This is a genomic window from Streptomyces sp. NPDC048338 (assembly GCF_043201055.1).
Taxonomy (GTDB): domain Bacteria; phylum Actinomycetota; class Actinomycetes; order Streptomycetales; family Streptomycetaceae; genus Streptomyces.
This window is the reverse complement of sequence record NZ_JBICYQ010000002.1, coordinates 584,165-610,295: the sequence shown is the minus strand read 5'-3', so window position 1 is coordinate 610,295 and position 26,131 is coordinate 584,165. Positions and strand designations below refer to the sequence as shown.

Sequence of the window (26,131 nt, the reverse complement as noted above, 5' to 3'; positions counted from 1 at the left end):
TGTCCATCTGATAGAAGCCCAGAGAATGGGGGTCGCCGAACAGATCGGCCGACGACCGAACCGCCCCCGCACCGGCACCCCCGGATAGAGCGCCATGCCGGACATGGCCCCGGGCCAGCAGCAGTCCCGCGGCAGCGCCGCGCCGGAACGACGCGCATGCGCCGGAACGGAGCTTCCGGCGCTGCAGTCACCGCCCGGGCGCGTCAGAAAGAGAGGCGCAGCCGAGCCGTGACGCCCACACCCGAACGGGTCCAGACGTCGGACATCACGGTCTCGCCGCCACTGGCCCGGAGGCGATTTCCTCGAGGAAACTCGCGTCGCGGAACGTCCTCAGTGCCTTTCCTCGGGTGCCGCCCAGCTTCTCCAGAACCTGGTCCTTCGTCAGGCCCGTACGGCGCAGTCCGACACATCGCCGGGCCAGTGCCAGTCGTTCCGGATAGTCTTCCGGGCATTCGTAGAAAGAGGCGTCCTGGAGCAGGTCCTTGACGGAATCGAGGGACCGACCCATGGTGCGTCCGATCTCCGCCCTGGTCAGGCCTGCCCTCTTGTGCCGCAGAGCCTCTGCTGCTGCAAGACGTCGTTCGTTCTGCAGATTCTCGTGGTGCTGCGAGGCGACCCCCGCGGTCTTGCGGGCCCGGTAGAGCAGACCCTCGACCTGTGGAAAAGTCAGGCCGAGCCGTGCGGCGATGTCACGATTGGCCACGCCTTCCCCGTGCAGTCGCAGTGCTTGCTCCTCGCGGTCCTGACGCAGCAGCCGTTCCTGCTCCCGCTCCTGCTTCTTGCGTCGCCCGATCTCGTCCTTGAACGCACGTCGCAGAGAGGCTTTCAACGATCGGGCCCAGCGGAGCTGTTCCTGCTCTTCTCGCATCTGCTCCCGGACGAAGTAGCCGTACCAGAACGGCATCCGCTCGCCCAGACCGCCGCCGGCGCTCCTGTCCCACCGGAACATGGGGTACTGCTCGTGCCTTCTCCGCAACACCCTCAGGACCGACTCGTCCGGGGTGTAGCCGCCGTCCTGCCGCATCAGGAGCCGTTGCTCGTCGGTGAGTGCCTCCATGGCACTGGACCAGGCCGTCCGGAGCCCGGCGGCCTCCGCCAGGGCCACGAGTACTTCCCAGTCCCACTTGGGCACGGTGAGCCCGAACTGGGTGCTGCCGTCGGCTTCCCAGCGGTTCACCTCCGCCATGACGTACACGGCGAAGCCGGCGACGTTCCACGCCCGCACGACGTCGTGCCACATCTTCGCGGCGGCCGTGGGTAGATAAGCAACCCGGTGACCCTCCACGTCGAAGGCCACCGCCCGCGCGTCCCACCGATTGCACGGTTCGGGCACCAGCTCGGCTTCGACCTTTTGGGCGACGGAGAATCTACTCAGCGATTCCTGGAAATAGAACGCCCCTGATGCGTAGTACACCCCAGCCGGGTGGCCGTAGTGGTTAAGCAGAATCTGGCCAGCAGGCCTGATGTACTCCCCGGGCTGACGCGTATGGATTCCCACAGCGCCCCTCCCCCCCCTTGAGTTGCGCGCACCCTCTGCGAACTGGTCCGGCCATTCTCGAAGGTGTCTTCCGTTCGGTCGGTTCACTCCGATGAGATGGCCTCCGACCTGCACTGTCGTACCGATCCTATGCCCGCCCCAGGTCTCGTCGACAGGCCGGACCCGGCATCTGGCGGGAGACCTCGGCGCCATAGACCTCAGCCAGGTGGGCCTGGACCTCGCCGGTGGTAAGGCCCTTCGCGGACAGCGAGATGACCGTCTCGACCACACGGGTCAGACGCCTCTGCCGTTTCTTGACGATCTTCGGCTCGAACGAGCCGTCGCGGTCCCGGGGCACGGATATCTCCACCGGGCCGACGTCCGTGAGCACGGTCTTCGCGGATCAGCCGGTCATCCACCGCCCTCACGGGCTGAGGCTCGGCAGGCTCGACGGTCTCGGCCTCGGTCACGTTCTCACTGGTCATCGATGCATCCTCCATGATCGGGAGTTACACCGAACGATTTACAGTCCCAAACCCGGGGTTCCACCGTTCGATTGACAGACCTCCGGGGCCCCACACAATTCCGACCTTGCCTTGTGCAAGCTCGAACAAGGCGCACGAAATCGTCGCAAGTGCCATGGCAGCGCGACTCAGACGACCAGAATTTCACCCGTCGAGGAAGTACGCTCACTACTGACAGGAGGGCGGGGCCCTGCGGCCCCCGCCCACCCCCTTCCTCCCGGGGCTATTGGCATGAAGATCACCCGAGGGCGCGGCGGGCGGGCCGAGATGTTCGTGATCGACGAGCCATGGAACGCCTCCTACGCCCAGCGGCTCGCGGACGGTGGGTGCGACGCCATGGTGGTCGGGGCACCCATGCGCCGCAAAAGGGGTCCTGAACTCTCTTTCCTGCCGAGCCTTTCCGGGCTACGCAGTCTCCGTGTCCTCGACGGGATCACGGACCTCTCCCCAGTGACGCGGTGCGCGGACCTCGAACGACTGCAGCTGCCCCCGTCCGCCTTGCATGCCCTGGATCTGTCCGGCCTCACCGCACTCCGAGACCTGGAAGCCCCCTGGTCCGCCGTAGCCGGCAGCCTGCACGCACTGACGTCGGTCGAGAACCTCGTGATCGTCGGCTGGAAGGGCGCCTCGCTTTCCGCACTGGGCGCCAAGCCCGCCCTCCGCAAGCTCCGGATCGAGTCGATGCGGAATCACGTCACCGACATGGAAGGCGCGGACTGCCTTCCGCACCTTGACGAGCTCCGCTTCTACGACGGCCGCCTTGCCCGTCCCGAGTTGCTGTCCGGGGCCACGGCGTTGACGGACCTGTCTCTGCTCTCCACGAAAACCGATGCGATCACGTTCGCCTCCGGACTACCCCGACTGCGGCGGCTGGAGCTGGAGAACAACGGTGACATCGCTTCGCTGACTCCGATCGCCGCCCACCCGGCCATCGACGAGGTGACCATCTCCGGCTCAACCCGGGTGGTCGACGGGGACCTCTCGCCGTTGCTCACCAACACGCGGTTGTCCTTCGTCTCAGTCGAACGAGAGCACGCGCACTACAACCACTCACCGCACGAGGTCCGCAAGGGCTGACGGGAATCCAGCAGGCAGCAGACACCAACGCGGTTCAATCCGTCAGCAGCTGCCGACCGAACGAGCACCGCACCAGCAGGACTCCCCCACAGGACGGGGCCTGCCAATAGCACGCCACTCCTGACCAACCATCACTACCGCAGGCTCACTGTCATGAAGCCGACATCGGAGCCGGCGAGCGCTGCCGGTCGTCGAGCTCGGCCAAAAGCCGCTCCATGACGGCGGCACCGTCCTCGCACGTCGATGATCGCTGGGTGAACGCTGGCATCGCTGGTGATGAGTATCTCGACTTCGTCCGCGCGGGCCGTACCGTGAGGTCGGCGGAGTCGTGAGCGGAGGGCAGGACTGTGCCAGGCTTGGGGGCCCTGTGTGGCGTCGTTCGGGGCGCTGGCCGGTGGGCTCCGCCGGTCGGGTGATGCGCTACCCCGGACGGCGGCGGGTCGCACCGCCACCGATCTTCGAACAGACGCATCATTCTGGTCGTTGCTGACTCCCACTTCCCTGAAGACCTCCTCGACGCCCAGCGTGCCCTTCACCGGGCCCGGGCCGAGTACGAGGCGCTGTGCCGCGCCCTGACGTGGTCGGTCGAGCCGATGGACGGCCGGCCCGGCGACCAGGCGGCCGCCGAGCACCTCTGGGTCCTCTTGCGGGAGCTGTCGCTCCAGGTATCCACCCACCCGCACTGGGCGACCGTGGAGGTCGGGGACCGGATGCAGGCGCGCCTCGCCTCAAGCTGCCGGCCCACGTCGACGCGGCGGCGCCGGCCGACGTCTCGGCGTAGTGGGGGCGGGCCGTGCTGTCGATCTCCGAGCGGCTCGCGAACGGAGGTGTCAGGCGTCCGTGATGGTGGCGAGGGTGCTCTGGAGCCGGCGGATTGCGTCCTCGGCTTCCGTGTACTGCTGGGAGGTCGGCGGGACGGCGCCGAAGGTGGGGCCGTCTTCTGCCGGAAGGGCGCGCCAGTGCAGGACTGGCGCGAGTGCGGTGACAGCTGCGCCCAGGAACCAGGCGAGGCGCCCGTGAACGTGGGCCAGGGCGATGGCCAGTACGGCGAGTGCTTCCCGAAGGTGTGCCAGCCGGTCGACCGCGGACAGTGCTTCTTGGGTTGGTGAAGCGCCGACGGCCGCTTTCAGGTCGGCGGCGGCCTTGGCGGCAACGTCACGGTCGGCGACGGCCGGGACCCACGCCTGAGCGCGAATCTGCTGTTCGGCTTCCTCCGCAAGCTCCTCGATAACTCTCCGCATGTCCACGCCCGTCACCCTAAGTCTGGCCTCGCTCATCAGCGAGGACGGAGCGGTAGGCCCGCACGTCATCCAGCCACCCTGGTCGCCGACCGGTGAGACGTGACGGCCGGACCCGTCCCCCAACCGGACGGGATCCGCGTGGCCAAGGTCCGCGGCAAGCCGCCCGGCTGCCCGGCCGCCCGGCCGCCCGGAGTGAGTCGAGAGACTCCAGCAGGCTCAGGTACCCCACGGTGTCGCGTGCCTCAGATGCGGTCAGCAGCGGAAGGCGGGGCTCGGTCGGATGGTCGCCGGTCATCGGCTCTGCATTCTCCACACGGGGTCAACCGCCAAACGGCTGTGCAGGACACACCCCTCCGTCGGCACAGGGAGGCGGTCCCGGACCGCTCAGGCGCGGGCGGTCCGGGGCCTCTGCTGTACCCACCCCGTGGCACTGGGGCGTCAGGCACGCGTCAGCCTGCCACCAGGCGAGCTGCCACCTGCGGAGGCGTGCTCCCTCCGCGACTCCCCGCGGCTTCCCTCTGAGTCGGGCGCGCGTCGGGCACGCAAGGGCGCGGTCTGCGATGATGCCCGCGTATGCGGCTCGGCCGTGACGTGATCAGTGTGGGGGGCACCGTGGCTGCGTTGGGCTTCTTCTTCATCATCCTGCCGTGCCTGGCCATCGCAAGCTTCACCTGCTTCGCCGCTTGCCGTGCTCGACGGCAAAAGGTGTTCAAAGCCCTGGCGTATGTGTGCCTGTCCGTTGGCGTCATCTGCGGGCTGACTCCTGTAGGGGTCCTGATCTGGGCTTCCACGCTCTGAGTGCTTTCCAGCGGCTTCGTCACCTCGCATCTCAACCAAACGCTTACCCCAGCTCCCATCCCGTCTGCCGTCGACCCACACACCGTGGAGCAGGCGCGGCGCCGGGCGTCCAGGTGGAGCGCGCCACTGTACGAACGACCTGGACGCCCGGTGCCGTGTCTCCGCGGCTCTGCCTGGGTCGACGGAAGACGAGATGGGAGTTCCCCACCGACACACCCCACCGGTCGGCACCCGCGTACAGAGTCGGCGGAGCATCCACTCAGGCAGAGCACCGTTCGGAGGCTTTGAGGGCGCCCTTGCAACCAGGGGCCCGTCTGGTTTGTCCTGTCGGGTGTGACCTCACAGATACCTCGCCGCCGACAGGCGGAACGGCGCGGCCTCCGCCTGTGGAACGTCGGCCTCGTCCTCGCCTTAGCCTTCACCGCCGCAGTGCTGACGGCGGGCTTTGTCTTCTACGCCGGCTGGGACCTCCTCGGCGCCCGGCAGCTCCAGAAGCAGCCGAAGCTCGACTCGAAGACACTGTTCGACCTGGTGAAGCTGTCCTTCGGGGTCGTCGCCGGCGCCGGTGCCCTCGTCGCCCTGGTCGTCGCCTACCGGCGCCAGCGCGTCGACGAGGACGGCGCCCTGCGCGACGCCACCCGCCTGCACACCGAACGCTTCACCACAGCCGTCTCCCAGCTCGGCGACGACTCCGCCGCAGTCCGCCTCGGCGGCGTCCACGCCCTGGCCGGCCTCGCCGACGACGCCCCCACCCGCGAACTCCGCCAGACCTGCGTCGACGTCCTGTGCGCCTACCTCCGCCTGCCCTACACCGCCGAAGCCGACCTCCCGGCCGGCGACACCAGCGCCCACCACGCCTACCTGTCCCTGCGGGAGGTCCGCCACACCGTCATCCGGCTCGTCCGCGACCACCTACGACTGCCGTCCGAGCACCCGCACTCCTGGCGCGGCCTCCATCTGGACTTCACCGGTGTCGTGTTCGACGGCGGAGACTTCTCACGAGCTGTGTTCTCCAGCGGGACGGTCGACTTCACCGGGGCGAAGTTCTCCAGCGGCAGGGTCGACTTCATCGGGGCGGAGTTCTCCGGAGGAATGGTCGACTTCACCAAGGCGGTCTTCTGCGGAACCAAGGTCGACTTCTACGGGGCGGAGTTCTCCGGATGCGTGGTCAACTTCTCCGGGGCGGAGTTCTCTGGAAGCATGGTCAACTTCTCCGGGGCGAAGTTCTCCGCCGGTGGGGTCGGCTTCACCACGGCGGTCTTCTCCAGAGGCATGGTCAACTTCTCCAAGGCGGAGTTCTCCGGAACCCCGGTCTCCTTCATCGAGGCGGAGTTCTCCGGAGGCACGGTCGCCTTCACCGAGGCGAAATTCTGCGCTGGCACGGTCGCCTTCAGCAAGGCGAAGTTCTCTGCTGGCACGGTCTCCTTCACCAGAGCGGGCTACTCCGGAGGCACGGTCAACTTCACCGAGGCGGAGTTCTCCGGAGGCACGGTCTCCTTCATCGAGGCGGAGTTCTCCGGAGGCTCGGTCGACTTCACCGCGGCGAACTTCTCCGGAGGCACAGTCATCTTGGCCAAGGCGCACTTCTCCGGAGCTACAGTCGCCTTCATCGATGCGCACTTCTCCGGAGGCACGGTCGACTTCACCAGAGCGCAGTTTGTCCAGGGCACGGTCGACTTCGGCTCACCAGAGTTCTCCGGGGGCACGGTCGACTTCACCTTGGCGAACTTCTCGGGAGGCACGATCGACTACAACTCGGCGATTTTCTCCGGAGGCGCGGTCGACTTCACCCTGGCATCGGGCATGTGTCCTGCTTGTATCTCTCTTTCTTCGCCGATGCCCGGACTCACCCTCTCCGACCCGTGGCGCCTACCTGCCTAATGTCGGTGCGCCCTCGATCAGGCCGACCTTCGGCGGCCGTGCTTCTTCTCGGGAGCCTTCTTGGCCGCCGCCTTCTTCGCGGGCGCCTTCTTCTTGGCCGCGGCCTTCTTCTTCGCCTTCGGCATAGCGTGGACGGTGCCCGGCTTCCCGCTGGTCTCGCCGCGGGCTTCCCTGGCCTCCTGGACGGACTGCTCCAGCGCCGCCATGAGGTCTACGACCTCCCCGGCCGGCGCCGCCTGCTCACCGCCGACGGCCTGGGGCTCGCGGTGCTCGGCCTTGGCCTCGATGACCTCCACCAGGGCGTCGCGGTAGAGGTCGGTCAGCTCCAGCTCGTCGAGCGTCTCGACCGTCATCGAGTCCATGAGCGCCATGGCCCGCTCGATCTCCTCGTCCGACAGGTCGACCGCCTCGGGTGCGAGCTCGGACGGGTCTCGGATCTCGTCGTCCCAGCGCATCGTGTGCAGCACCAGGGCGTCGCCGACGGGGCGGACGAGGGCGAGGCGCTCCCGGCCGCGCATGGCGCCCTTCGCCACGGCCACCTTCTCCGTGCGGCCCAAAGCCTGCCGGAGCAGGGTGTACGGCTTGGCCGCGACCTGGCCGTCGGCGCTGATGTAGTACGACGACGGCGTCGCCGTTCGAAGCGCCTTCCACGTAGAAGGACGCGACGTCACGGAGGACGGTCGCGGGATGGCGCGCGAACTTCTCCCGATCTCGTGTCCGAACCCCGACTCCATCGTCGAGGCTGTCGTTCACCCGGCGCGCAGGATCGATGGTGGCGAGGTGGTCCGCCACCCTGCGCACGTCGTCGGGCATCAGGGCGACCAGGACCTCCGTCTCGGGCGCCGCCGGGACTGCCCACGCGCGATCAAGAAACCGAACCGCTGGCCCGTCCTGAGAACCCGTGCCAGCCAGACCACGGTCCGGCCCATCCGTTGGGCCCACCACCCGAGCTCGAAGGCGGAGAGCAGTTGCAGGGCCGGTCGGCCGGCGTTGCAGGGAACACGAGCCCAGGCAACATCCTGACCTCTTCTATTTCCCTGAGACCGGGCAGCGACCGTCTCCTATGCTCTGGCCGTGGATGGATATCAGGGCCTGACTGCATTGATCGAATCGGCCTGGGCGGAGCTGAACAGCGCCGATGCGGGCCGCCGGGACCTCTGCGCGATATCGTCAGCGACGTCCAGGACACAAACCGTCTGGCGCAGAACGACGTCGAGCGATCCGTCGAGCGTCTCGTCAGCGTCGCGCTCTCCGGCGAGAGCTACGAAGTGCGGGAGTCTGCGTTGCACGCAGTCTGCACGGCCTCCACGCACTACGAACTTCCCTATCGAGTGGTGGAGCCGCTCGCAGCCGGGGCAGACGGCTTCGAATCCCTGCTCCTCGCCTACGTCCTGGCCGTCCTCGGCTGCACTCACGACCAGGCAGCGCTGCCGATCGTCGAGCGGTTCCTCCACCACCCTCACTCCGAGGTCCGCTGGGAAGCCTCGGAGGCGGTGACGGAACTCCACTGGCACCGAGAGTCAGCCCCCGGACAAGACGGCGTAGTTCCTGCGGCTCAGCGGATCAGTCGTTAAGGCAACTGCATTGGCCTGCTGTTGGCCCCCAGCCAGTGGCACAGGGCGTTGTTGCGTCGGTAGACACACCTCAGGTAGCTGCCAGGGTTGTCGTAGACGGACAGTTGCGAGTTGTCCAGGATGTCCTGGGCGGTCCGCACGCTTGTCACAGCGCCTATGAGTTCCGGGGCGTGGGCAGCTGCGTTAATCGCGCGGCGGGCCACTGGTCCGTAAATGCCGACTCCTTCGCTCAGGTCGGCGGTGAGTGTGGCCAGGGTGTCGACGGTCGCGCGGGCGGTTTCGATGTCGAGGAGGTCGTGAATGCCGTCGCGGCTGCGCGCATCGCCAGCGCTGACTACCGAGCGCATGTGGCCGTACTGGATCGCCAATGTCACCAGGCCGCCAGGGCGGCTGGCGATGTGCCAGGCCGGCGTCCGTCTGAACGGGTCGGTGCCGATCGATCCATGTGGATCTTCGGGGGCGGTCTCATGCGGAGGGTTTCCGTGGTCTCTTCGCTCTCGTCGTTGTCTTCCTCCGCGAAGGGCTTGCCGGCCCTTGGGGAGAGCATTGAGACCTGCCAGGCGTCTTGTGACCTCGAGCAGGTGCAACCGCCCCGTCCAAGACTCACGTCTGTGCGGTCAGGATCTATGAACTGCGAGGCCAGATTGCCCCGTTCACGCCCGCCACGCTTGCGCATCCAGCAGATTCCGCGACGGCCGCCGGTTCGCCGCCGCCAGTCGGCTGAACCTTCACCAGCATCGCCTCAGAGTTGGATCACTGCTCCCATCCGGGCTGCGGCCCGCTGGTATCGCCGGGTGGACTGGGTGAGGCGCGCGACAGTGGTTGCCGCGCTGGTTGCTGCCGCAGGTCTTGCGGTAACGGCATGGGGCACCCTGAAGTCCGCGCAGGTGGCCGACGATCAGTTGACGCAGTCCAAAGAACGCATGGCGCAGGAGGACCGCAAGGTGGCCTCCCGCGCCACGACGTGGCAGAGCGGCGCATCACTGATCATCGCCAACAGGAACCTCGAAACGACGGTTGTCTATGTGTCGTTGCGGCAACCACCTAAGGGGTGGCCCGTCGTCGTGCGGCTGGGTATCACTCCACCGTGCACACGGTTTGAGGTGCCGTTGAAGCCGATCCAGGACGAGGTCGAGAGGCTCACCAGAGAGGGCTCGTGGGGCTTCTCAAGCCTCTTCGTTGGCGAGCCCTCCGGCCGCTTGTGGGAACGTAGGCCCGAGGGCGGCCTGCGAGCCATCCCTGTGGGAGTCGTCCTCGAGAACACCCACATTACCGATGTGGACCCCTACGTCATCGGCGCGAACATCGCCGACAGAGGTAAGGACGTTCTGGCCAGCCGCGCCGTCAAGACCGAGGGGCTTGAGGAATGCGGCATCAGCAACTGACCAAGATCGTTCTTGCCCAATTGGGCAAGCATCCGTTTACCCCTCTGGCACGCGGGCGACCTTCGGTACGGCCCCTGTCTCCTCGGTGAAGGTGGTGAACTGACGAAGCGCCGTCAGGACGGATGCCTCGTCGTCTCCGGCGACGACCGTCATGGGGCCGGTGGGGGACAGGGCGAGATGCTTGCCCAGGTGGAGCTCGATGAGGGCCGCGGCCCGGTACGACCCGATCACCGGGCGGTCGGCCTGCCCGGTGATCTGCACGGTGTAGGTCGCTCCGTGGTCGGACGAGCCGGTGACGGTGAGCACTGCTGCCTTCTTATCGCGTGGCCATCAGGCTCAGGAGGAACGCCCGCAGGTCGTCGTCCTGGTATCAATCGCCGCCGAACATTGCCCGGATGGATCGGGCGAGGGTGTCACCGGTGTCCGGTCGTGTCTCCTGCCGTCGCAGGAGGCCGGTCGAGGGCGCTCATCCGCATGTGACGGGTGCCGGGCCAGCGGTGTTCGTCTGGGTGAACCAGAACGCGCGCTGCGCGGTGTCCAGGTCGACCAGGTGGCGGGCGAGGTGCTGGCCAGGGTGTGCCCGGCGGTGCCCAGGCCGTCGTCGGCGAGGTCTGCGCCCGTGAGATCCTCTGTCCGTCCGGCTCGTATCGGCTTCGGGGGCCGTCTACCGCCGTCAGGCGGCGCGCCCCGGGGGTGTTGAGCCACGACCGCGGGGTGAGCCACTGTACGCCGCTTGTGGCCCGCTCGGCGTCCGGGTCGGTGTCCGGTGTGCGGCAGTGCGATGGGCTGCGAGGGCGAGTCGGTAGCCGCGTGATCGGGAAGGGCGCAACGCCTGCTGGAGTAGGGCGGGCAAAGCTCACGTGCGGAGTCAGCGCCGGGCTCGCAGCGTGAGTGACTGCCCCGCGAATGTGGCCGGGCCCCCTACCGGATCCAGAGTCAGGTCGTCCGCGAGGACTGCGACGCTGCCACCGCCGGACGAGGGCAGCCCCGAGGCGAGAACAGGGCTGAAGCTCTAGCTTTCACCCCCGTATCGAAGCCCGGCACAGCGAGACCCCGCGCGGGGCCCGAGCGGCTCACTGGGAGACTGCAACGAGTTGAGTCGTTTGGGTGGGGGCAGGATATGAACCGAAGACTGTCCGGTCTGGCATGCACGCTGAGCCTGGCGGCATCGGTGAGCGCGACCGGCTGTTCCGGCCGGTACTCCCCCTGCCCAGGGGCGGGTCAGCGGCCCGGGCGCGGCAGAATCCGTAGGCGCCGAAGCTTGCGACGATGCCCCAGACCTCGTCAAGGACCTTGCTGGTGTAGCCGCGAGCGGTGGCTTTCTGTCGGAACCAGGCTTCGAGGTTGGGCATGCGGGTTTCGTCGCCGAGGGCGCGGCGGGCGACTTCGGCGAGGGCGCGGTCGCAGCCGGTCATGACGGCGAGGATGCCGATGATCTGTTCGTGCCGGATGGTGACGCCGTAGGTGTCGGCGAGGACGGGTTCGAGGTCGGGGTGGGGGTAGGTGGGTTCGGCGCCGTGGCGGGCTGCGATGTAGAGGGCGGGCATGCCGCCTTGGACGGGGCCGGGGCGGAAGAGGCTGATGTCGGCGATGACGTCCTGTGGGTCTCGGGGTTGGAGCCGTCCGACGAGGTCCTGCTGGCCGGGTGACTCGAGCTGGAACATGCCGACGGTGTCGGAGTCCTGGATCAGGGCGAAGGCGAACTGGTCGTCGAGGGGGACGTGGTCGGGGTTGTCGAGGTCGATCTGCCGGCCGGTGATGCGGCGGATCTCCTTGACGGCGTGTGCCATCGCCGACTGCATCCTGACGTCGAGCTTGAGCAGGCCGAGGTCTTCGACGTCCTCCTGGTCAGCTTGGACCACCATGGGGTATTCGCCGCCGGGGGTGGGCTGCACCGGCAGCCGGTCCAGCAGGGTGGCGTTGGAGACGATGACGCCGCAGGGGTGCATGGCAATCCCGCGGGGCAGTTTGTCCAGCCCTTCGGCGAGCTCCCACAGCGGCCCGAACGAGGAGGAACCGCTCGAACAGGAGGTGGTGTTCCAGCGGGTTCGCGGTGGCCACGAACAGGCTGTGGTTGACCATGCTGCCGGCGCCGGAGCCGCGGGCGGCGACCCGGATGCCCATGGCGCGGATGTCGGCGACGACCTGGGCGACCGCGAGGAAGTAGGCCTCGAACCCGAGCCGGCCGATGATGCCGAGCTCGTAGTCGAGCTGGTCCATCGCGGTGCGGTCGAGGTCCAGGCCGCGGGCGACCATGCCGGCCTCGCACCGCTGACGCAGCAGCCGCATCGGCCCGGCCGCATCCGCGCCGGCGCCGACCACCGTCGGCTCGGGGAAGTGCGGCGTCCCCAGGCCCAGGTCCGTAACGGCGTCGAGGGTGCAGGAGTTCACGACGGCGGTGGTGTCGCCGATCAGGCGGGCGGCCCGGCTGCGGTCGGCGCCCGCCGCCGGGACGATCCGCTCCGCGATCTCGACCATGGCCGCACGGTTCTTCAGCCACCGCTCGCCGCAGTCCAGGCGCCGCCGGTCGACCGGCCGGAGCAACCGGGCCACATCCAGTACGTCCGCGATCCGATGCTGGTCCGGGGCGGCGTAGCGGACCGCGTTCGTCAGGCCCGCCGGGATGCCGAGACGGTCAGCCAGCGTGAGGGTGTGCGCGGCCAGGCGCAGCGAACCGGGGCCGGTGCCCGGCAGGCCCCAGCACACGATCTCCAGCCGCAACCCCGTTCCCCCGACCTCGCGCCACAGCACAAGGAGCCGCTCGGCGATGTCCGGCCGGCCGGCAGCGAGTGCCTGCAGCGGTTCCGCCGCCGGACCGAGCAGTACGGCCAAGCCGTCACCAGTGTGCTCGGCGAGCGTCTCCCAGGACGCCGCCACCGGGGCCCTGGTCGGGGAAGCCTCAGCGTGTGCAGCGGACACCAGCCGGCACAGCCGCGCCCACCCTCCGGCGTCGCCGGCGAGGAACGTGGCACGGAACGGCGCCTCAGCAACGTAGGCGCCGCCGCGCACCGGGCTCCGGCGCCGCAGGCTCGTACCTGCCGCCGGCACCGACGCGAAGGCGGCGATGCCGAGATCGACGCCGAACACCGGCCGGATCCCGGCTTCCCTCGCTGCCTTGGCGAACCGGACAGTTCCGGTCACCATGTCGCGATCAGTCAGCGCCAGCGTCCCGATCCCGCGCTCGGCAGCCCGAGCTACGAGAACCGAACCTGCGGGTGAGAGGCCCCGTAACGGGCGGAGAAACCACTCGCGGCATGTAGATGCGGAACACCCCACCCAACACGATCTCCGCCCAGAAACCCCCAAAAATGGATCAAACACCCCGGCTGAAACTCCACGCCACGCGAACTAAAATCGAACGCGCGAGCCCCGTTGATGGGTTCCCGCCCACCCCGGGCTCTCGCGTGACTGAGCGTTTCAGTTGGCCCCTGAGCGTGACGGCTGGCCCGGGCCGTTCGCGGGTGGCGCTCCGCCGATGTGTCGGCTTGCAGCGTCATGGGTTTTCTCGATACTCCGAAGCGCGGCCGATGAGTTTGAGGCTCCCGGCCATTCCCATCTCGTGACACCCCAGGAAAGGGACACCGCCATGTCGGAGCTTCTCGTCGACTTCATCACCTCGCTCGACGGCCACGCATCAGGAGAAGGATGGCCTGGGTTCTGGGGCCTCGAGGGCCCGGAGTACCTCGCATGGCTCGGCGAGCAGCCCGAGGCCACCTACCTGATGGGAGCGAACACCTACCGCCTGATGTCGGGATTCGCCGCGGGCGAGGTCCCGCATGGCCAAGACGAGTTCAGGCCCGAAGAAGAGGCGTCCGTTGACGAGCTCACGCAAGCGTCCAAGGTGGTGTTCTCCTCCTCACTCGAGGAGCCACTGACGTGGGCCAACTCCACGCTCGTCCGCGACGACGCCGTCGAGGCGGTCCGCGCCATGAAGTCGAGTGGCTCGGGGCTCCTCAGCACAATCGGCAGCCTCAGCCTGTGCCGCTCCCTGCTACGAGGCGGACTCGTCGACCGCTTCCGGGTTGTGATGTTCCCGGTGATCACCGGGGCCACGGGCGAAGAACGCATCTACGACGGCTATCCGGACGTTGCCCTCGAGATGATCGAGCATCGCACTTTCGACGGCCGCATCCAGCTGGTCGAGTACAAGCCCCTTGTGCTCGAGCACCCGCCGCTCGGCGCCCCTGCGTGACGCGTCGCCCCGTCCGCCGGTCTGGACGGCCGCCAGACCGGCACCGACGGGTGCGGGGCACGACCTGATCGGGGCCGGTCAACGTCACGACGCCCGGTCCCCCTCCCCGAACCGTAGTCCGCCCATGTGGGCCCTCCCAGGCCGCAGTCTCCGCAAAGGTTCACTTCCGGATACGGATGCGCCGCTGGAAGCTTCCCCGGGCAGAGCCTCGCGATCTGAGCGCTCTACATGGCCGATGGGGCCAACTGAAGCGCTCAGTCACACATCCCATGACGCCTATCGGCCGATCCAGAGTCAACCGGGTCGTATGCGCGCGGGAAAGGAGGGGCTGGTTCAGCGAAGGCAGGATCTAACGGGCCAACTATCTGGTCGCCCGGGCCGAGCGGGGTTGCGCGCGCAAGGCAGGCAACGGGGCGGCGTCTTCGGCTCCGGCCAGGCTTTCGCCCACGGTCAGCAGAGAGGAGCCGCACCAGCCGGCCGGCTGTGGCAGCGGCTTCCAGTTGTGGTGGCCCTCAAGGAGCAAGTGGGTCATGCCCCAAGTGCACGAGATAGTCGTCTCCCCGGTCGAGGGCGGGCTCGCATACGTCCGGCATGGAGATCGCCACTGCCGTGGGGACCGTTCCCTGCTCCATGAGCGCGACGTACTCCTCGACGCGCTCCCGCTCATTCCACATCGGGGGAACCATGGACACGACGAACTCGTAGAGGTGGACGTCCGCGTCGACCGCGGTCTCGAAGGTCCGGTAGTACGTCGCCGCCTGGGGCAAGGTCATGAACCTCGACCGGTTCGACCTCGACCGACCGGCCCGCACGGCGTTTTCCTTCCGGTACCGCTATGGCTCCTGGTCAGAGGGGCGGCAGCCCGTCCTCGTAGCCCTCGACCTCATAGTTCCTGAGCATCTTGGAGACGGGCTCCCTGAGGTTCCCCTGAAGGAACGGGACCGCGTTGTCCAGGTACTCACGGGCGTCGAGGAGGCTCTCCAGGACCTGGAAGTACACCGCGCCAGAGGTGTACTCGGTGTCCACTTCATAGACCTCTTCGACGAAGCAGAAACACCGCCTCAGCAGGTCCTCGTCCCGCTCCGGCGCCGCCAGGGCGGGCAGGAGGACGGGCCTGACCAGCCCGTCGAGCAGGATCCCGTAGAGGTCCAGGTCGGTGTCCGAGGCCGGCAACGCCTCGATCGGCGCGCCCCCGTACCCGTCTGCGTCCTCGTCCTCGTACATCTCCTCCAAGGCGGCCCTCGTCTCGGGAACCCAGTCGAGCAGCTGCCCGAGGAAATGGTCCGCGATCATTCCTGATCACCCTTTCTGTCAGGCCACGATGGGTGCGGGACATCCGTCGCCGAAGAGCGCACAGCGGACGCTGTATCCCGACATCGACTCGCACATCCCGAGGGGGTCCAGGCGCGAGTCGACAGCCGACTTGGACGCCTCTCACGATCGCGGCCACCACTTCCCGGTCGCCGTGCCGGCGTCGGCCACCGCCCTGAGGCCGCGACGGCGCGTCAGGCACCACACGCTGGATCAGCTCCCACAAATCGTCCGGCACCAGCCGTTCAACAATCCCCACCACGACCGGCAGACTACCGACCCGGCCACATGAGATGCCCTCCCAGCCAACCAGGTGAATGCTCGGGTCGAAAGGCGCCTGAGCAGGGCATGCGTGGTGCTGTCAGTTGTGTCTGGCAGGGTTCGCCTTGTGAGTGATCAAGCGATGGATTCGCTTACCGCAGCAGGTGGCGACACGGCAGACACCCCCGCGCCCAGTCGACGAAGCGGGCCTCGTTCCCGGTCTGGCGGCGTGGGCTCGGAACACCATCCGTGCGGGAATTGTGGCCGGACGAATTCGCTGCCTGCCTGGCGCTCCACGCGTCCCATCCGATGAACGCGCCATCGGACACCGAGCGCTGATGTGCCCGGTCGTCCGGCGGGCCGCCTGGCGCGTGAACAGGAAGGCGCCCGCCAGAACCTTGCCCCATCCGGTCAAAGCCACGAGGGGCGGACCACGGTTCACCAGTTCGACATGATCAGCCTCCGTGAGGCAGTCTCCCTCCGAAAGCTGGCGGGCTGTGCTCAGCGCAGGGGTGAGGCAGTCGCCGCGGACCGGGAGAGACATGCCGCCGAAGAAGATCCAGGACGAACAGGAAGTTGTTCGCTGGTTCGTGGAAGGTCGCACGTACGAGTGGATGCAGCAGACCTACAAGGACAAGTACGGGATCGACACATCGATCCCCATGTGGTCCGCCTTCCGTCGGCGCAGGGGCATCGACCGGCGCAATCTTCGTGACGACAACCTGCTTCCTTGGAAGATCAACGAGGAACACCGGTACCTGTACCCGGCGATGATGCTCCGTACCGAGGCACGACTTCGAGCAGGCAAGGAGCTGACCGTTCGGGACGGCCAACGGCTGGCCAGGTGGAATGCCATGCTCACGGACGGCCGCCTCGTCGTGCACTACGACGCGTCCACAGAGCGCGGCTGGTTCTACGTCCCCCGCGAGGAGAGTGACACGGACATCATTCGCCGGCCGGCCCTGGCAGATGGAAACAGGGCTGCGGACTGAGCGCAGGCCGGCGTGGGTGTCGGGAGATCAGGCGTTCCCGCGGTCTCCCTCGCAGGCGGCAGGCGGCGCGGCTGCGTCGGGAGGCGGTGTTCGACGAGTTGGCGACCGACTTCGCGTAGGCGGTGGAGGACGAGCAGTGTGTGGCTGGGGAGGCGTGTCAGGCGCGCAGGGAAACCACCTGTCGCATGAGCTCCACCAAGGGTTGCAGCGGCCTGTGAGCGAGCCGAGCCGGCTCAATGGAGAAGAGCGTCGCCAAGTCCTCCTCCCCCGGTTTCTGCAGGGCGATCCTCAACATGGCTTCCCGGAGGTTCTCCGGGAAGCTCACCCGACTGCCGAGCATGGCGGCAGCCACGCGGGAGAACTCCTCAGCCAGTCCGGGAGGCAAGTCATTCCACCCGAGGTTTTCGGGGAGCCGGAGAGGCGCGGGGGGTTCCGGCCTCGATAGCGGGAAGGCCGAAGGCTTCTGTGCTCTGACGTCCTCGGGCAGGAGAAGCCGCAGCCGGGACCAGTCGGAGTACCTGCCTGTCATGCCCAGCGCATAGATCAAGCGCGCCAGGACGGGGCTGTCTTCCTTGACACCTCGCAGCGTGATGCGGTCGGCGTAGGCGGCCATGCCGTTGCGGCGCAGCGACTCGTCGGCCAGATATCGGGCGGTGTCCGGCGCCAAGGCCGAGGAGGCCAGCAGCAGCCCGGCTGCCTTGCCCCAACGCAGGTCACGCATGTCGCCGAGGAACTCAGGGATCCGACCTGGATACCCCCAGGCCATTTCGGCGAACAGGGCGTAGGCGACATCGGCGCCGTTGCGGGATGCGCAATGCATGGCCACCTGCACCGCGTTGAACAAAGGGTCGTCGACGACGTAGCGGATCGCTTTTGCGAGTCCCTCCGCGTGGCCGTTGGTCCTCAGACTGTTCAGCCGCTTCGCCGTGGCAGGCGGAGCCGTCTTCAGCTGGCGTGCCAAGGGCGTGCTGTCCTGGAGCTTCTCCAGGACGTTGCTGCGAACCAGCCCCAGATCCTTGCCCCGCGTCTTCTTGCCGCCGGCAGAGGGGGCATGTGCGGGGTTGTGTGCCAGCGCGATGCTTCCCGCGGAATTGAAGGTGCGTTGCTGGGGCAGCGGGCGCGACTTCGCCCGTAGGCGCCTGACAAGCTGGTTGAAGCACGTGGTGAGGTCCAGGAGGGGCGGTCCCTGCTCGACACCCGTCTCCACCAGCCGCACCAACTCCCCGGTGAACCCGGTGTGGCCATGTCCGTCGTCCGCCATGGCCAGCTCCGTCTCGCCGGCGGCGGCGATGAGGAACGTTCCTTCGACCTCGGCCTGATCCGCGACGCTGGAGCCTGAATCAGCCATCGCCGGGAAGGCTCGTGCACCGAAGCAGCAGTCGAGGATGACGATCTTCCGGGGTGCCCCCGACCGCACGATCGGCCCTTTCAACCAGTCGTAGTAGACCGCCGTGTAGCCGAGTCCCGACCGCGACCCGGGGAGGGTCAGGCACAGCGCTCCGTTGTCGAAGTCCTTGAAGCCGTGGCCGGCGTAGTAGACGAGGAGCGCGTCTTTGGCGGCGGCACCGGCCGCTTCGATCGGCTCGATCACATCAGCCGGGCCGGCGGGATTGGGGACGACGACGCAGTTCTCCGGCGGCAGCCCCCAGGATCCCTTGCCCGTCAGCATGCGCTGCATGCTGACGAGGTTGTTCAGTACGAGAGGAAGGGGCTCCATCGTCCGGTAGTCGCCCACTCCGACCAGCACGGCCATCGACCGCGACGGGTCCGGCAGTGATGCTGCGGGCTTACCCATGGCTGCTGCTGAGCGCCTGAACGATCCGGGCAGTCGCTTCGGCGTCGGACCCTTCGATGGAAACCCTGACCCCGTTCGTCTCGATGACCGCTGTGGGCGGGTTCCTACGGGTTCTTCTCCAGGTGATGTACGCGAGGGTGAAGTTGGCAGCACTCCATGTGTTGTCCGTGACGATCTGCAGCCACTCCATCGCGCCACCAGACATGTGACCGGGCATCGCGGGCTCCGAGTGCCAAGCGACGGTGGCGTGCTGCCGAATCTCGGGCTTCGCCTCGAGCCACTCCCGAAGCGAGCGAATCTCGTTCTCGGCGTCAGCACCGTCGATCTTGATCCGGAAAGACATGCAACTCCCCCAACAGACCATCGTGTGAGGCAAAAGACCTGGCCGACCGCATAGAAGCACGGTCATCCGCAGCGACCAGAGGAATCAAGCCACCTGACCCAGGCCCGCTGACCGGCAGAATCTGTGCGGGAAGGGGCACCGCGGGCCTGTCACGCACAGCCCGCCGCGTCGTGCGTACCCTCTCCCCCCGACCATGCGAAGTACGCCAATCCGCCGAGATCGATCGGCGTTGCGTGCGCATGCACGCCGAGGGGGCAGACAGGATCCAGGACGGACCCTGCGACCGGGCCGTCCCTTCTGGCACCGCCGTGGCCTGGTGGTAGTCGGGCCGGAACTCCCCGTCGGCGTCGCAGCGCCAGATCGGCGAACGGCGGGCGCGCCGGTCCTCGATGCGGGTCTCGTAGGTGTGTTGGAGGAACGGGGAGATCCGACACACACGACGACTGGCCAGGCCCTGACCGTCGTCGTCACGTCCGGCAACGTCAACGATTCCACCGTCTTCGACGACGTGACAAGACGTACTCGTCACGGGCGATCCGCCAGTCCCTGCGGCGCAGGGCCATCCGTGTGGTGTCCCCCGAGCGAGCGGGTCAGCAAGGGTCGGCCTTCGACCACGAGCTCTACGAGGCCCGCCACGTGGTCGAACGCGCGAACTGGGCGTGGCCGCTTTCGGACTTGGACCTCTCCCCCGGCATGGTCGCCCACGCCCGACGGGCCCATCCGGCGCTGCGCTTCCAGGAGGAGCGGATGAAGTCCCTACCGATCGAGGATGGCGCGCCCGGCGGCATCTTGGCGGTTCAGGGGTTGATGGCATGTTCGACGAACTGGCCGCAGGAGCGGAAGCCCAGGCGGCGGTAGACGGGCTCGCCGTCGGCCGACGCCTGCAGGACCGCGATGCGGTGGTTTCGCTCGCAGGCCGTGCGAAGGGCCGCGAGCGTGATGGCGCCGCCATAGCCGCGCCGGCGGTGGGCGGCCAGGGTGGAGATGTTGTAGATGCCGGCGACTCCCGCGTGGTGGAACGCCTCGGCGGAGCAGACCGGGCGGTTCTCCACGTAGCCCACCAGGTACCGGGCCGGGCTGGTCGCGGCCAGTGCCTGCGAAGCGGCCTGGGCGAAGAAGCGTCGGACGGTTTCGGCGGGCGGGTTCCAGTTCGCGGCGAGGACCGTGGCGTAGTCGGCGAGCTGTTCAGGCGTGGTCACGCTCCGGATGTCCAGTCCCAGGATGACGGGAGGCGGCAGGGTGTCGTCCAGTTCGGCCCACATCGCCGTCTCGCGCTCGGACGCTGGGAGACCGGCCGCCGTCAGGCGGGCGGAGAGGTCCGCCGGTGTCGAAGCGGGCCCCACCCACCAGGAGAAGGGACGGCCGGTACCGGCCAGCGTCTCCGCGGTCTTGGTGATGCGGGCCGTGACGTCAGTGGCGGTGAAGCGGGCCGCGGCAACGATGTTGAACGTGTCGTCGTCCAGGCCGCTGTCCGCGACCAAGAGGTCACTAGCCTCTGTGACGGTCGCGCTGGACATACTCCGGTGCAGATGACAGGCGTGCTCCGCCAGGTTCCGTTCCATCCTCTCCAGCAAGTCGGCTTCGGCAGGGGCGAAATCATTCATAGCGATTGATCCCAGCACGACAGGGCGAAGATCACATGCCATTTTGGGCAGCGTCACGCCGACGACCAGCCCTTTCGATGCACGCCCTAGCCCCGCCGGAACGATTCGGGTCCTGGCCCAGATCCGCAAAGCCGGCCGGCCCCGCCTGGTTACGCTGCGGCAGCCGTAAGCCCCGCGGCCTTGAGGCTGCGGCCGACGTGCGGGTTCAGCACAGCCAGCCGTAGGTGTGCTCGACCGCCCACCGTTTCGGCATCGGGGTGAAACGCCCCGCTGGCCTCATCAACCGCAGCCATGCCTATCCCCCGGGCCTCGCCTCCGGCCTCATCGCGGCCGAGCGGCTCGACATCGTCCAGGGAACCGTCTTCCGGTACTGGCGAGACCAGTTGGCAGAAGGCGACCGCCTGGTTAGCGGCCTCCGGCCAGGTGGCTGTCGGATCCGTCGCAAGGTCACTGGTAGGACGGGTCCTCCCATGCGCCGATGCTGCGGGAGCGGACCGGTTCCACGAATCGCGGGGGGACGCTGTGCGGGTGTTCGGGACCCCAGTTGGTCGCTCGGCCCTCCATGACGACACGCGCATCGGAGGTGTACCAGTCCACGAGATCGCTGTCGGACCGCACGATCCACGTGCAGCCCTCGTCCGCGTCGGCGGTGAAGTCCCCGTGCCGGATGAGGGGCGGACGCCAGAAGTACGTGCCGGGCCACATCTTTCCGTAGTTGTAGGTGAAGGCCCCCGCGAGGCAGTAGGCCTCTTCCGTGCAGGGGTGGTGGGCGAGTGGCTCCTCGCGCCAGCCTGGCTTGGCCTTGATCAGCCTGCTGTAGAACCCGGTCTTCTCGTCGCGGTGGAGCATCTTGATGTAGAGGCCCGGAACGGGTGTACCGCCGAGGTCGAAGCGCATGGGACTGCCGTCGCGGACGTCGATCCAGGGCATCCGGGAGGTCTGCAGGACGGTCAGCTTCTCGTCCGGGCGCCGGCGGTCGGCGTCCGCCGGGGTGAAGCCCCAGCCGCCGTGCTCCCGGAACAGCAGGATCTCCGTGCCCTTCTCGGCCTCGATCGCGGGGGTGAGGGCTCCGGCCGGGGCCATCCAGAAGCCCTCCGCCTCCAGGACCGTGTCCCCGACCGTCACCCGGCCGGAGAGCACGTACCACTCCGTGTCCGCCTCGTGCGCGCCTGCCGGTCGTGACCAGTCGGTCGTGAAGTGGACCTTGAGGGAGGCCGAGCCGTCCTCCTCGTCGTAACTCAGGTTGCGCTGCAGGGCGACGCCCTGCGCGTGTGCGAACTCCGCGGTGTGCCAGATCAGATCGCGCTCGTCCACAAGCTCCACGTGCGGCCGCATGGTGGCTCCCTCCGAGTCGGGTTTCCAGTACAGAACGTATCGTTAAGCGAAAAGCGATACAAGATGTAGTGTTAATTCCGTGACGCAACCCGGCCGCCCTGCGGGGCCCACCGACGAGACCCGGGCCGCCGTCCTGACCGCGGCACTGCACCTGCTGCTCGCCGAGGGCGCGTCGGCGCTCACCGCACAGCGGCTGCATTCCGCGACGGGGGTCTCCCGGTCCACGATCTACCGGCACTGGCCCACACCGGGGGCCGTACTGACCGCCTTGATCGAGGTCGCTCCCCTCAGGAGCCGCTCCGTCACCGGGGACGCCCGGAAGGACCTGCACGAGGAAGTGGACGCGTTGTGCGACCGGTTGCGCGACAAGCCGGTGGGCGCGTTCCTCCGAGCGATCGTGGCGGCGGCCGCGTGGGACGCGGATCTCGCGGAGCTGCGGCGTCGCTACGTGGACGACCTCCTGGAGCCCTTCCGGCAGGCCCTGTCCCCCACCGGCCTGCCGAAGGACGAGCGCGAGGACGCCGTCTCCTCGATCGTGGCGCCCCTGCTGCTCGACGGGCTGCTCCTGGATCGCCCGCCGGCCCGGGACTCCGCCCACCGGAAGGTCGACGAACTCCTGGACGGCGTTCCGCGGCGGTCCATGTCCTGACCGTCGGACCGCGGGAGGCGGCGCCCCTGATCGGGGTGCCCGTTCACGCGGGTCGGTCGGGCGGATCCGCTCCGGTCGAGGACATCTCCCGGCGCAGCAGCTCCAGGAACCGGAGCGCGGTCGCCGTGTCCCGCCCGCCGGCACGCTCGACCGCCTTCCGGGCGGCCCGGTCCAGGAGCGCGAGGTACCCGGCGACCAGCTCACGACCAGGGGGCTCACAGAAGAGGTGGACCACCCGCCGGTCGGTCGCGGCACGCACACGCCGCAGATGTCCGGCCTTCTCCAGCCGGTCGAGGCAGGCGGTGACGGCACCGGAGCCGCTGCCCAGGTGCAGACCGAGCCGTCCCGGGGTCAGCGGTGCCGGTGCTTCGAGGACGGCCACCAGGGCTCGCAGGTCGGTGGTGTGCAGGCCGGCCTCGCGGGCGAATCGGTGCACCAGGTGGTTCATCTCGCTGTTGAGCGCGCGGAGTTGGCGCGCCACCGAGTCCGGGGGCGCGGCGGGGGCCTCGGGCTGCTGAGTCTCGGGGCCGTCGTTCGGTCGTGTGGGGGCCACGTCCACCTGGAGAGGAGTGAGCCCGGTCGGCGTCCACCGCCGTCCGGAGGGGGCGGACGCCGGAGCCGGTGGGTGGTCAGGATCCGCTGAGGGTCTGGATGGTGCCGGCCGTGCGCAGGGCCTCGTAGCGGCTGCCGCCGGGGCGGTGGGTGGTCGTGATCGTTCCGCTCGCGTCGTCGCCGGCCCAGGTGGTGGCGAACTCCTGAAGGACGGCGACGTTGGAGGCCTGGGGCGCGCCGTTGGGCAGGGTGCACAGGGTGTCGGTGCTCGCGCCTTCCGCGTCGCAGTGCGAACCGGTGCTCAGCCGGACGCCGAGGAAGTCCCGGTGGACGTCGGTGGTGAGCTCGTGGGTTCCGGAGGCCTGCCCGTTGGCGAGGTAGGGGGGTGAGGAGATGGCGTGGATGGGGAGGTTCGTCAGGTTCAGCCCGTTGAGGGCGTTGGCCATGTTGAGTCCGACGAAGGAGTTGACGGGATCGAGGAGCACGATCCCGGCGAGGCGCTGGAAGGCGTCCGGGTAGCTGGTGCGCAGCCGGTTGGCGACGTGGCTGACCGCCTCTCCGCCGGCGGAGTGGCCGGAGAAGACGAACTTCGGGGGCAGCGGGAGGCCGGGCCGGCCGGCCTTGGCGGCGGCGTCGGCGAAGCTGCGGCCGAGCTTGTCGCGGGGATCGTCGGCCTTGCCGAAGAGGTCGGCGACGTTGTTCAGGAAGGCCGTGTTGTTGCCGAGGTTGGAGACCGTGCAGCCGAAGGTGTCGGCGGACGGCAGGGTGGGGGCGAAGACGACGAAGCCGGCGGCGGCGTAGCGACGTGCCAGGTCTTCGAGGTGCTCGTTGGCCCGGCTGAAGCCGTGCTGGAGCCAGACCGTGCCCTTGGGGGCGGAGGCGGCCGGGAAGTACCAGTCGCCGGAGCGCTTGTAGATCAGGAACGCGCAGCGGACGTCGACCGTGTTGGAGACCTTGACCACGCCGTCGGAGGCGTCCTGCTCCACTCCGGTGGCGGGAGTGACGGCGGTGGCGGTGGCGGCCACGGCGAGGGCAGCGGCGGAGAGGAGGCGCGGGAGGGACATGCGTCTGTGCGAGAAGGCACTCATGGAGGCTCCCAGGGGATGGCCGCGTGGGGTCGCGGCGTCGCCGGTCGGTCCTGGACAGGACCGAGGCTTGTTTCCACTGTCGTAACTCTGTTTCCTTCGCATCTCATTGGGCCCGAGCGGGTTCACCGCGTCAAGCGGTGTGGCGCTGATTCTTTGGCTTCCCCGCAACCGGTCCGGGGCATCCGGGAGGGCAGGCGCGGGAACCTGGTGACGGAACATCCGCGCTGGTCAGACACACGCTGCGGCGGAGGGCGGCGAAACCGGGCACCGAGGTCGACGCCGGGTCGCCATGACCGGGCAGTCGGATGACCACCCGGTCATACTCGTGGCCGTCCGCCCGTCGTGTCAACGCGGATGCCGTACCCGCTCGTTCACTTCCGGGACCGGGGGGGCGGCACCGGGACCGCACGGACGCGGGGTGGACGCACGCATGCTTGCCCCGGCCGCCGTCGAGGGGCGGGAAGGACGTCGGGCGCACCTCGTCAGCGGGACAGGTAGCGACCTGCGGGGGTGGGGGTGACCTTGCCGTCGCGGTAGGCGATGTGGCCGCCGACGACGGTGGTCGTGGGCCAGCCGCGGAGTTCGCGGCCCTCGAAGGGGCAGTGGTCCTGACCGGACAGCAGGAGATCGGCCGTGACGGTGCGCACCTCGTCCAGGTCGGCGACGACCAGGTCGGCGTCGGAGCCCACCATCAGCGACCCCTTGCCCGGGAGTCCGTACGCGGCGGCCGGGTTGGCGGAGAGGAGTTCCGCGACGCGGCGCAGCGGGAGGCCGCGCTTGTGGTGGCCCTCGGACAGCAGGATGGGGTAGAGCAGCGCGGTGCCGCCGAAGCCCGGCAGGGCGGGCCACAGGGCGTCGCCCTTGGACTCCTCCATGCAGCAGGCGTGGTCGGAGGCCACCCAGTCCACGGTCCCGTCGAGCACTCCGTCCCACAGGGCGTCGTTGTCGGCACGGGTGCGGATGGGCGGGTTGACCTTGGCGCCGAGGCCTCGGCCGCCGGCGTCCAGGCTGTCGTGGTCCAGGCACAGATGGTGCAGGGTCACCTCGGTGCGCAGGTCCAGCCCGGGCGAGGCCGCGCGGGCGGCGCGGGCTCCCGCCAGGGCGGCGGCGCTGGACAGGTGCAGCAGGTTCACCGGGCAGCCGGTGGCCCGGGCGAGGGCGGCGGCCTCCGCGATGGCGACCTCCTCGGTCAGCGGCGGGCGGCCGTCGTGGTAGGCGCGGAGAGTCTGCGGATCGCCGGCGCTGCGCACCCGGTCGATGAACAGGCGCATCAGTTCGGCCTGTTCGCAGTGGAGCGAGAGTGACACCCGGCCGCGAGGGCGTGCGGCGCCGGCGGCCGCGACCGCCTCCATGAGCTGGTAGAGGTGGCCGAGGTCGTACTCCTCGCCCTCCTCGGCCATCCGGAAGCTCCGGGCGTCACGGGAGTCGGCCGCGAGGTTGAAGCCCTTGTAGAACATGTAGTACTTGAAGGAGCTGACGCCGTGCTCGGCGACGAGGGCGGGTATCTCGCGCACCTGGGCGGTGTCCATCGGGGCGAGGTGGAAGCCGTAGTCGGTGTGGCTGCGGCCTTCGACGGCGGCGAGGACCTCCGGGAAGATCTCGCCGTAGGCCCCGGTCCGGTCGAGGTAGTGCTCGCCGGTGCGGAAGTAGGAGAGCACGCTCGTCGCTCCGCCGACCAGGGAGGAGCGGGTCTCCTCCGCCGCGTCCTGCTCCAAGGAGCGGTAGATGCCGAGGTGGAAATGGGCGTCGACCGCACCGGGGAGGACCACGCGCCCCGCGGCGTCGATCACCTCGTCCGCCTCGGCGGCGTCGATGCCGTCGGCGAGCGCCGCCACCTTGCCGTCGCGCACCGCGAGGTCGGCGGAAATCTCTCCGAGGTGGGGCTGGACGAGCGTGCCGTTCTTGATGAGCAGGTCGTATCGAGGCATCACAGGCCGGGCGGGCCGCGGACGGCGCCGCCCGCACCCCCTTCCGCATCTCCGAGGAAACGACGTTTCTCTTCTGCGTGACGGAGAGTCATGCTAGCTTTTCGGAACAGCGTTTCGCAAGGAG

22 protein-coding genes and 3 pseudogenes are annotated in these 26,131 nt (G+C 68.5%); 8 read left to right on the top strand and 17 right to left on the bottom strand.

Going from position 1 to position 26,131, the window contains the following annotated elements:
- Positions 1–265 precede the first annotated feature (265 nt).
- Both ACGFZF_RS07345 and ACGFZF_RS07340 read right to left on the bottom strand, forming a co-directional pair.
- A complete protein-coding gene (locus tag ACGFZF_RS07345; RefSeq protein ID WP_393551727.1) occupies positions 266–1,498 on the bottom strand; it encodes a hypothetical protein in 1,233 nt (410 codons plus the stop codon).
- Positions 1,499–1,667: 169 nt separating this feature from the next.
- A pseudogene (locus tag ACGFZF_RS07340) lies at positions 1,668–1,874 on the bottom strand (transposase); the annotation flags it as partial.
- A 394-nt stretch (positions 1,875–2,268) separates the two neighbouring features.
- Between ACGFZF_RS07340 and ACGFZF_RS07335 the strand changes: the two are divergent.
- Complete coding sequence (locus ACGFZF_RS07335) at positions 2,269–3,078, top strand: hypothetical protein (RefSeq protein ID WP_393551725.1); 810 nt, start codon at positions 2,269–2,271, stop codon at positions 3,076–3,078.
- Positions 3,079–3,908: 830 nt separating this feature from the next.
- On the opposite strand, the gene ACGFZF_RS07330 is transcribed toward ACGFZF_RS07335, so the two are convergent.
- Complete coding sequence (locus ACGFZF_RS07330; protein ID WP_393551814.1) at positions 3,909–4,319, bottom strand: hypothetical protein; 411 nt, start codon at positions 4,317–4,319, stop codon at positions 3,909–3,911.
- A gap of 573 nt (positions 4,320–4,892) precedes the next feature.
- On the opposite strand from ACGFZF_RS07330, the gene ACGFZF_RS07325 reads away from it, so the two are divergent.
- Both ACGFZF_RS07325 and ACGFZF_RS07320 read left to right on the top strand, forming a co-directional pair.
- The gene (locus tag ACGFZF_RS07325; RefSeq protein WP_393551723.1) at positions 4,893–5,117 is read left to right on the top strand and encodes a hypothetical protein; all 225 of its coding nucleotides are present in this window, start codon (positions 4,893–4,895) and stop codon (positions 5,115–5,117) included.
- 333 nt (positions 5,118–5,450) lie between these two features.
- Positions 5,451–6,998, top strand: a complete 1,548-nt coding sequence (locus ACGFZF_RS07320; RefSeq protein WP_393551721.1) for a pentapeptide repeat-containing protein — start codon at positions 5,451–5,453, stop codon at positions 6,996–6,998.
- 17 nt (positions 6,999–7,015) lie between these two features.
- Here ACGFZF_RS07320 and ACGFZF_RS07315 read toward each other — a convergent pair whose 3' ends face one another.
- The 3 genes from ACGFZF_RS07315 to ACGFZF_RS07305 all read right to left on the bottom strand — a co-directional run bounded on the left by ACGFZF_RS07315 (position 7,016) and on the right by ACGFZF_RS07305 (position 8,946).
- Positions 7,016–7,669, bottom strand: coding sequence for a Ku protein (locus ACGFZF_RS07315; protein WP_393551719.1), 654 nt, complete (start codon positions 7,667–7,669; stop codon positions 7,016–7,018).
- A 414-nt stretch (positions 7,670–8,083) separates the two neighbouring features.
- Positions 8,084–8,452 carry a hypothetical protein gene (locus tag ACGFZF_RS07310; protein WP_393551717.1) on the bottom strand — a complete coding sequence of 123 codons (369 nt, stop codon included), beginning with the start codon at positions 8,450–8,452 and terminating at the stop codon, positions 8,084–8,086.
- Positions 8,453–8,568: 116 nt separating this feature from the next.
- On the bottom strand, positions 8,569–8,946 hold the full coding sequence (locus ACGFZF_RS07305) for a hypothetical protein (RefSeq protein ID WP_393551715.1): 378 nt from the start codon (positions 8,944–8,946) through the stop codon (positions 8,569–8,571).
- 444 nt (positions 8,947–9,390) lie between these two features.
- Here ACGFZF_RS07305 and ACGFZF_RS07300 point away from each other — a divergent pair, with 444 nt between their 5' ends.
- On the top strand, positions 9,391–9,957 hold the full coding sequence (locus ACGFZF_RS07300; protein WP_393551713.1) for a hypothetical protein: 567 nt from the start codon (positions 9,391–9,393) through the stop codon (positions 9,955–9,957).
- A 36-nt stretch (positions 9,958–9,993) separates the two neighbouring features.
- Here the strand turns inward: ACGFZF_RS07300 and ACGFZF_RS07295 are convergent, their stop codons facing one another.
- Entirely contained in the window at positions 9,994–10,263 is a 270-nt protein-coding gene (locus ACGFZF_RS07295; RefSeq protein ID WP_393551711.1) for a hypothetical protein, read from the bottom strand.
- 920 nt (positions 10,264–11,183) lie between these two features.
- Positions 11,184–13,253, bottom strand: a pseudogene (locus tag ACGFZF_RS07290) (PHP domain-containing protein); the annotation flags it as partial.
- A gap of 290 nt (positions 13,254–13,543) precedes the next feature.
- On the opposite strand from ACGFZF_RS07290, the gene ACGFZF_RS07285 reads away from it, so the two are divergent.
- Positions 13,544–14,149: a dihydrofolate reductase family protein gene (locus tag ACGFZF_RS07285; protein WP_393551709.1), complete on the top strand. Its 606-nt coding sequence runs from the start codon at positions 13,544–13,546 to the stop codon at positions 14,147–14,149.
- 512 nt (positions 14,150–14,661) lie between these two features.
- Here ACGFZF_RS07285 and ACGFZF_RS07280 read toward each other — a convergent pair.
- Together ACGFZF_RS07280 and ACGFZF_RS07275 are read right to left on the bottom strand one after the other, a co-directional pair.
- Positions 14,662–14,922, bottom strand: coding sequence for a hypothetical protein (locus ACGFZF_RS07280; protein WP_393551707.1), 261 nt, complete (start codon positions 14,920–14,922; stop codon positions 14,662–14,664).
- Positions 14,923–14,995: 73 nt separating this feature from the next.
- Complete coding sequence (locus ACGFZF_RS07275; RefSeq protein WP_393551705.1) at positions 14,996–15,442, bottom strand: hypothetical protein; 447 nt, start codon at positions 15,440–15,442, stop codon at positions 14,996–14,998.
- 821 nt (positions 15,443–16,263) lie between these two features.
- On the opposite strand from ACGFZF_RS07275, the gene ACGFZF_RS07270 reads away from it, so the two are divergent.
- Positions 16,264–16,713 (top strand): hypothetical protein, encoded by a 450-nt coding sequence (locus tag ACGFZF_RS07270; protein ID WP_393551703.1) that lies wholly within the window; start codon positions 16,264–16,266, stop codon positions 16,711–16,713.
- A gap of 157 nt (positions 16,714–16,870) precedes the next feature.
- On the opposite strand, the gene ACGFZF_RS07265 is transcribed toward ACGFZF_RS07270, so the two are convergent.
- Positions 16,871–18,508 carry a caspase domain-containing protein gene (locus tag ACGFZF_RS07265; RefSeq protein ID WP_393551701.1) on the bottom strand — a complete coding sequence of 546 codons (1,638 nt, stop codon included), beginning with the start codon at positions 18,506–18,508 and terminating at the stop codon, positions 16,871–16,873.
- Positions 18,501–18,851 carry a hypothetical protein gene (locus tag ACGFZF_RS07260; RefSeq protein ID WP_393551699.1) on the bottom strand — a complete coding sequence of 117 codons (351 nt, stop codon included), beginning with the start codon at positions 18,849–18,851 and terminating at the stop codon, positions 18,501–18,503. The genes ACGFZF_RS07265 and ACGFZF_RS07260 overlap by 8 nt, the downstream gene beginning before the upstream one ends.
- 445 nt (positions 18,852–19,296) lie before the next feature.
- Here ACGFZF_RS07260 and ACGFZF_RS07255 point away from each other — a divergent pair.
- A pseudogene (locus tag ACGFZF_RS07255) lies at positions 19,297–19,499 on the top strand (IS5/IS1182 family transposase); the annotation flags it as partial.
- 149 nt (positions 19,500–19,648) lie between these two features.
- Here ACGFZF_RS07255 and ACGFZF_RS07250 read toward each other — a convergent pair.
- Together ACGFZF_RS07250 and ACGFZF_RS07245 are read right to left on the bottom strand one after the other, a co-directional pair.
- Entirely contained in the window at positions 19,649–20,413 is a 765-nt protein-coding gene (locus ACGFZF_RS07250) for a GNAT family N-acetyltransferase (protein ID WP_393551697.1), read from the bottom strand.
- A 489-nt stretch (positions 20,414–20,902) separates the two neighbouring features.
- A complete protein-coding gene (locus ACGFZF_RS07245; RefSeq protein ID WP_393551695.1) occupies positions 20,903–21,790 on the bottom strand; it encodes a DUF4437 domain-containing protein in 888 nt (295 codons plus the stop codon).
- 79 nt (positions 21,791–21,869) lie between these two features.
- Between ACGFZF_RS07245 and ACGFZF_RS07240 the strand changes: the two genes are divergently transcribed.
- Complete coding sequence (locus ACGFZF_RS07240; RefSeq protein WP_393551693.1) at positions 21,870–22,439, top strand: TetR/AcrR family transcriptional regulator; 570 nt, start codon at positions 21,870–21,872, stop codon at positions 22,437–22,439.
- 43 nt (positions 22,440–22,482) lie between these two features.
- On the opposite strand, the gene ACGFZF_RS07235 is transcribed toward ACGFZF_RS07240, so the two are convergent.
- The 3 genes from ACGFZF_RS07235 to ACGFZF_RS07225 all read right to left on the bottom strand — a co-directional run bounded on the left by ACGFZF_RS07235 (position 22,483) and on the right by ACGFZF_RS07225 (position 26,007).
- On the bottom strand, positions 22,483–22,992 hold the full coding sequence (locus tag ACGFZF_RS07235) for a MarR family winged helix-turn-helix transcriptional regulator (protein ID WP_393551691.1): 510 nt from the start codon (positions 22,990–22,992) through the stop codon (positions 22,483–22,485).
- 76 nt (positions 22,993–23,068) lie between these two features.
- Positions 23,069–24,079, bottom strand: a complete 1,011-nt coding sequence (locus tag ACGFZF_RS07230) for an alpha/beta hydrolase (RefSeq protein WP_393551689.1) — start codon at positions 24,077–24,079, stop codon at positions 23,069–23,071.
- A gap of 482 nt (positions 24,080–24,561) precedes the next feature.
- Positions 24,562–26,007 carry a dihydroorotase family protein gene (locus ACGFZF_RS07225; protein WP_393551687.1) on the bottom strand — a complete coding sequence of 482 codons (1,446 nt, stop codon included), beginning with the start codon at positions 26,005–26,007 and terminating at the stop codon, positions 24,562–24,564.
- Between the last annotated feature and the right edge of the window lie 124 nt (positions 26,008–26,131).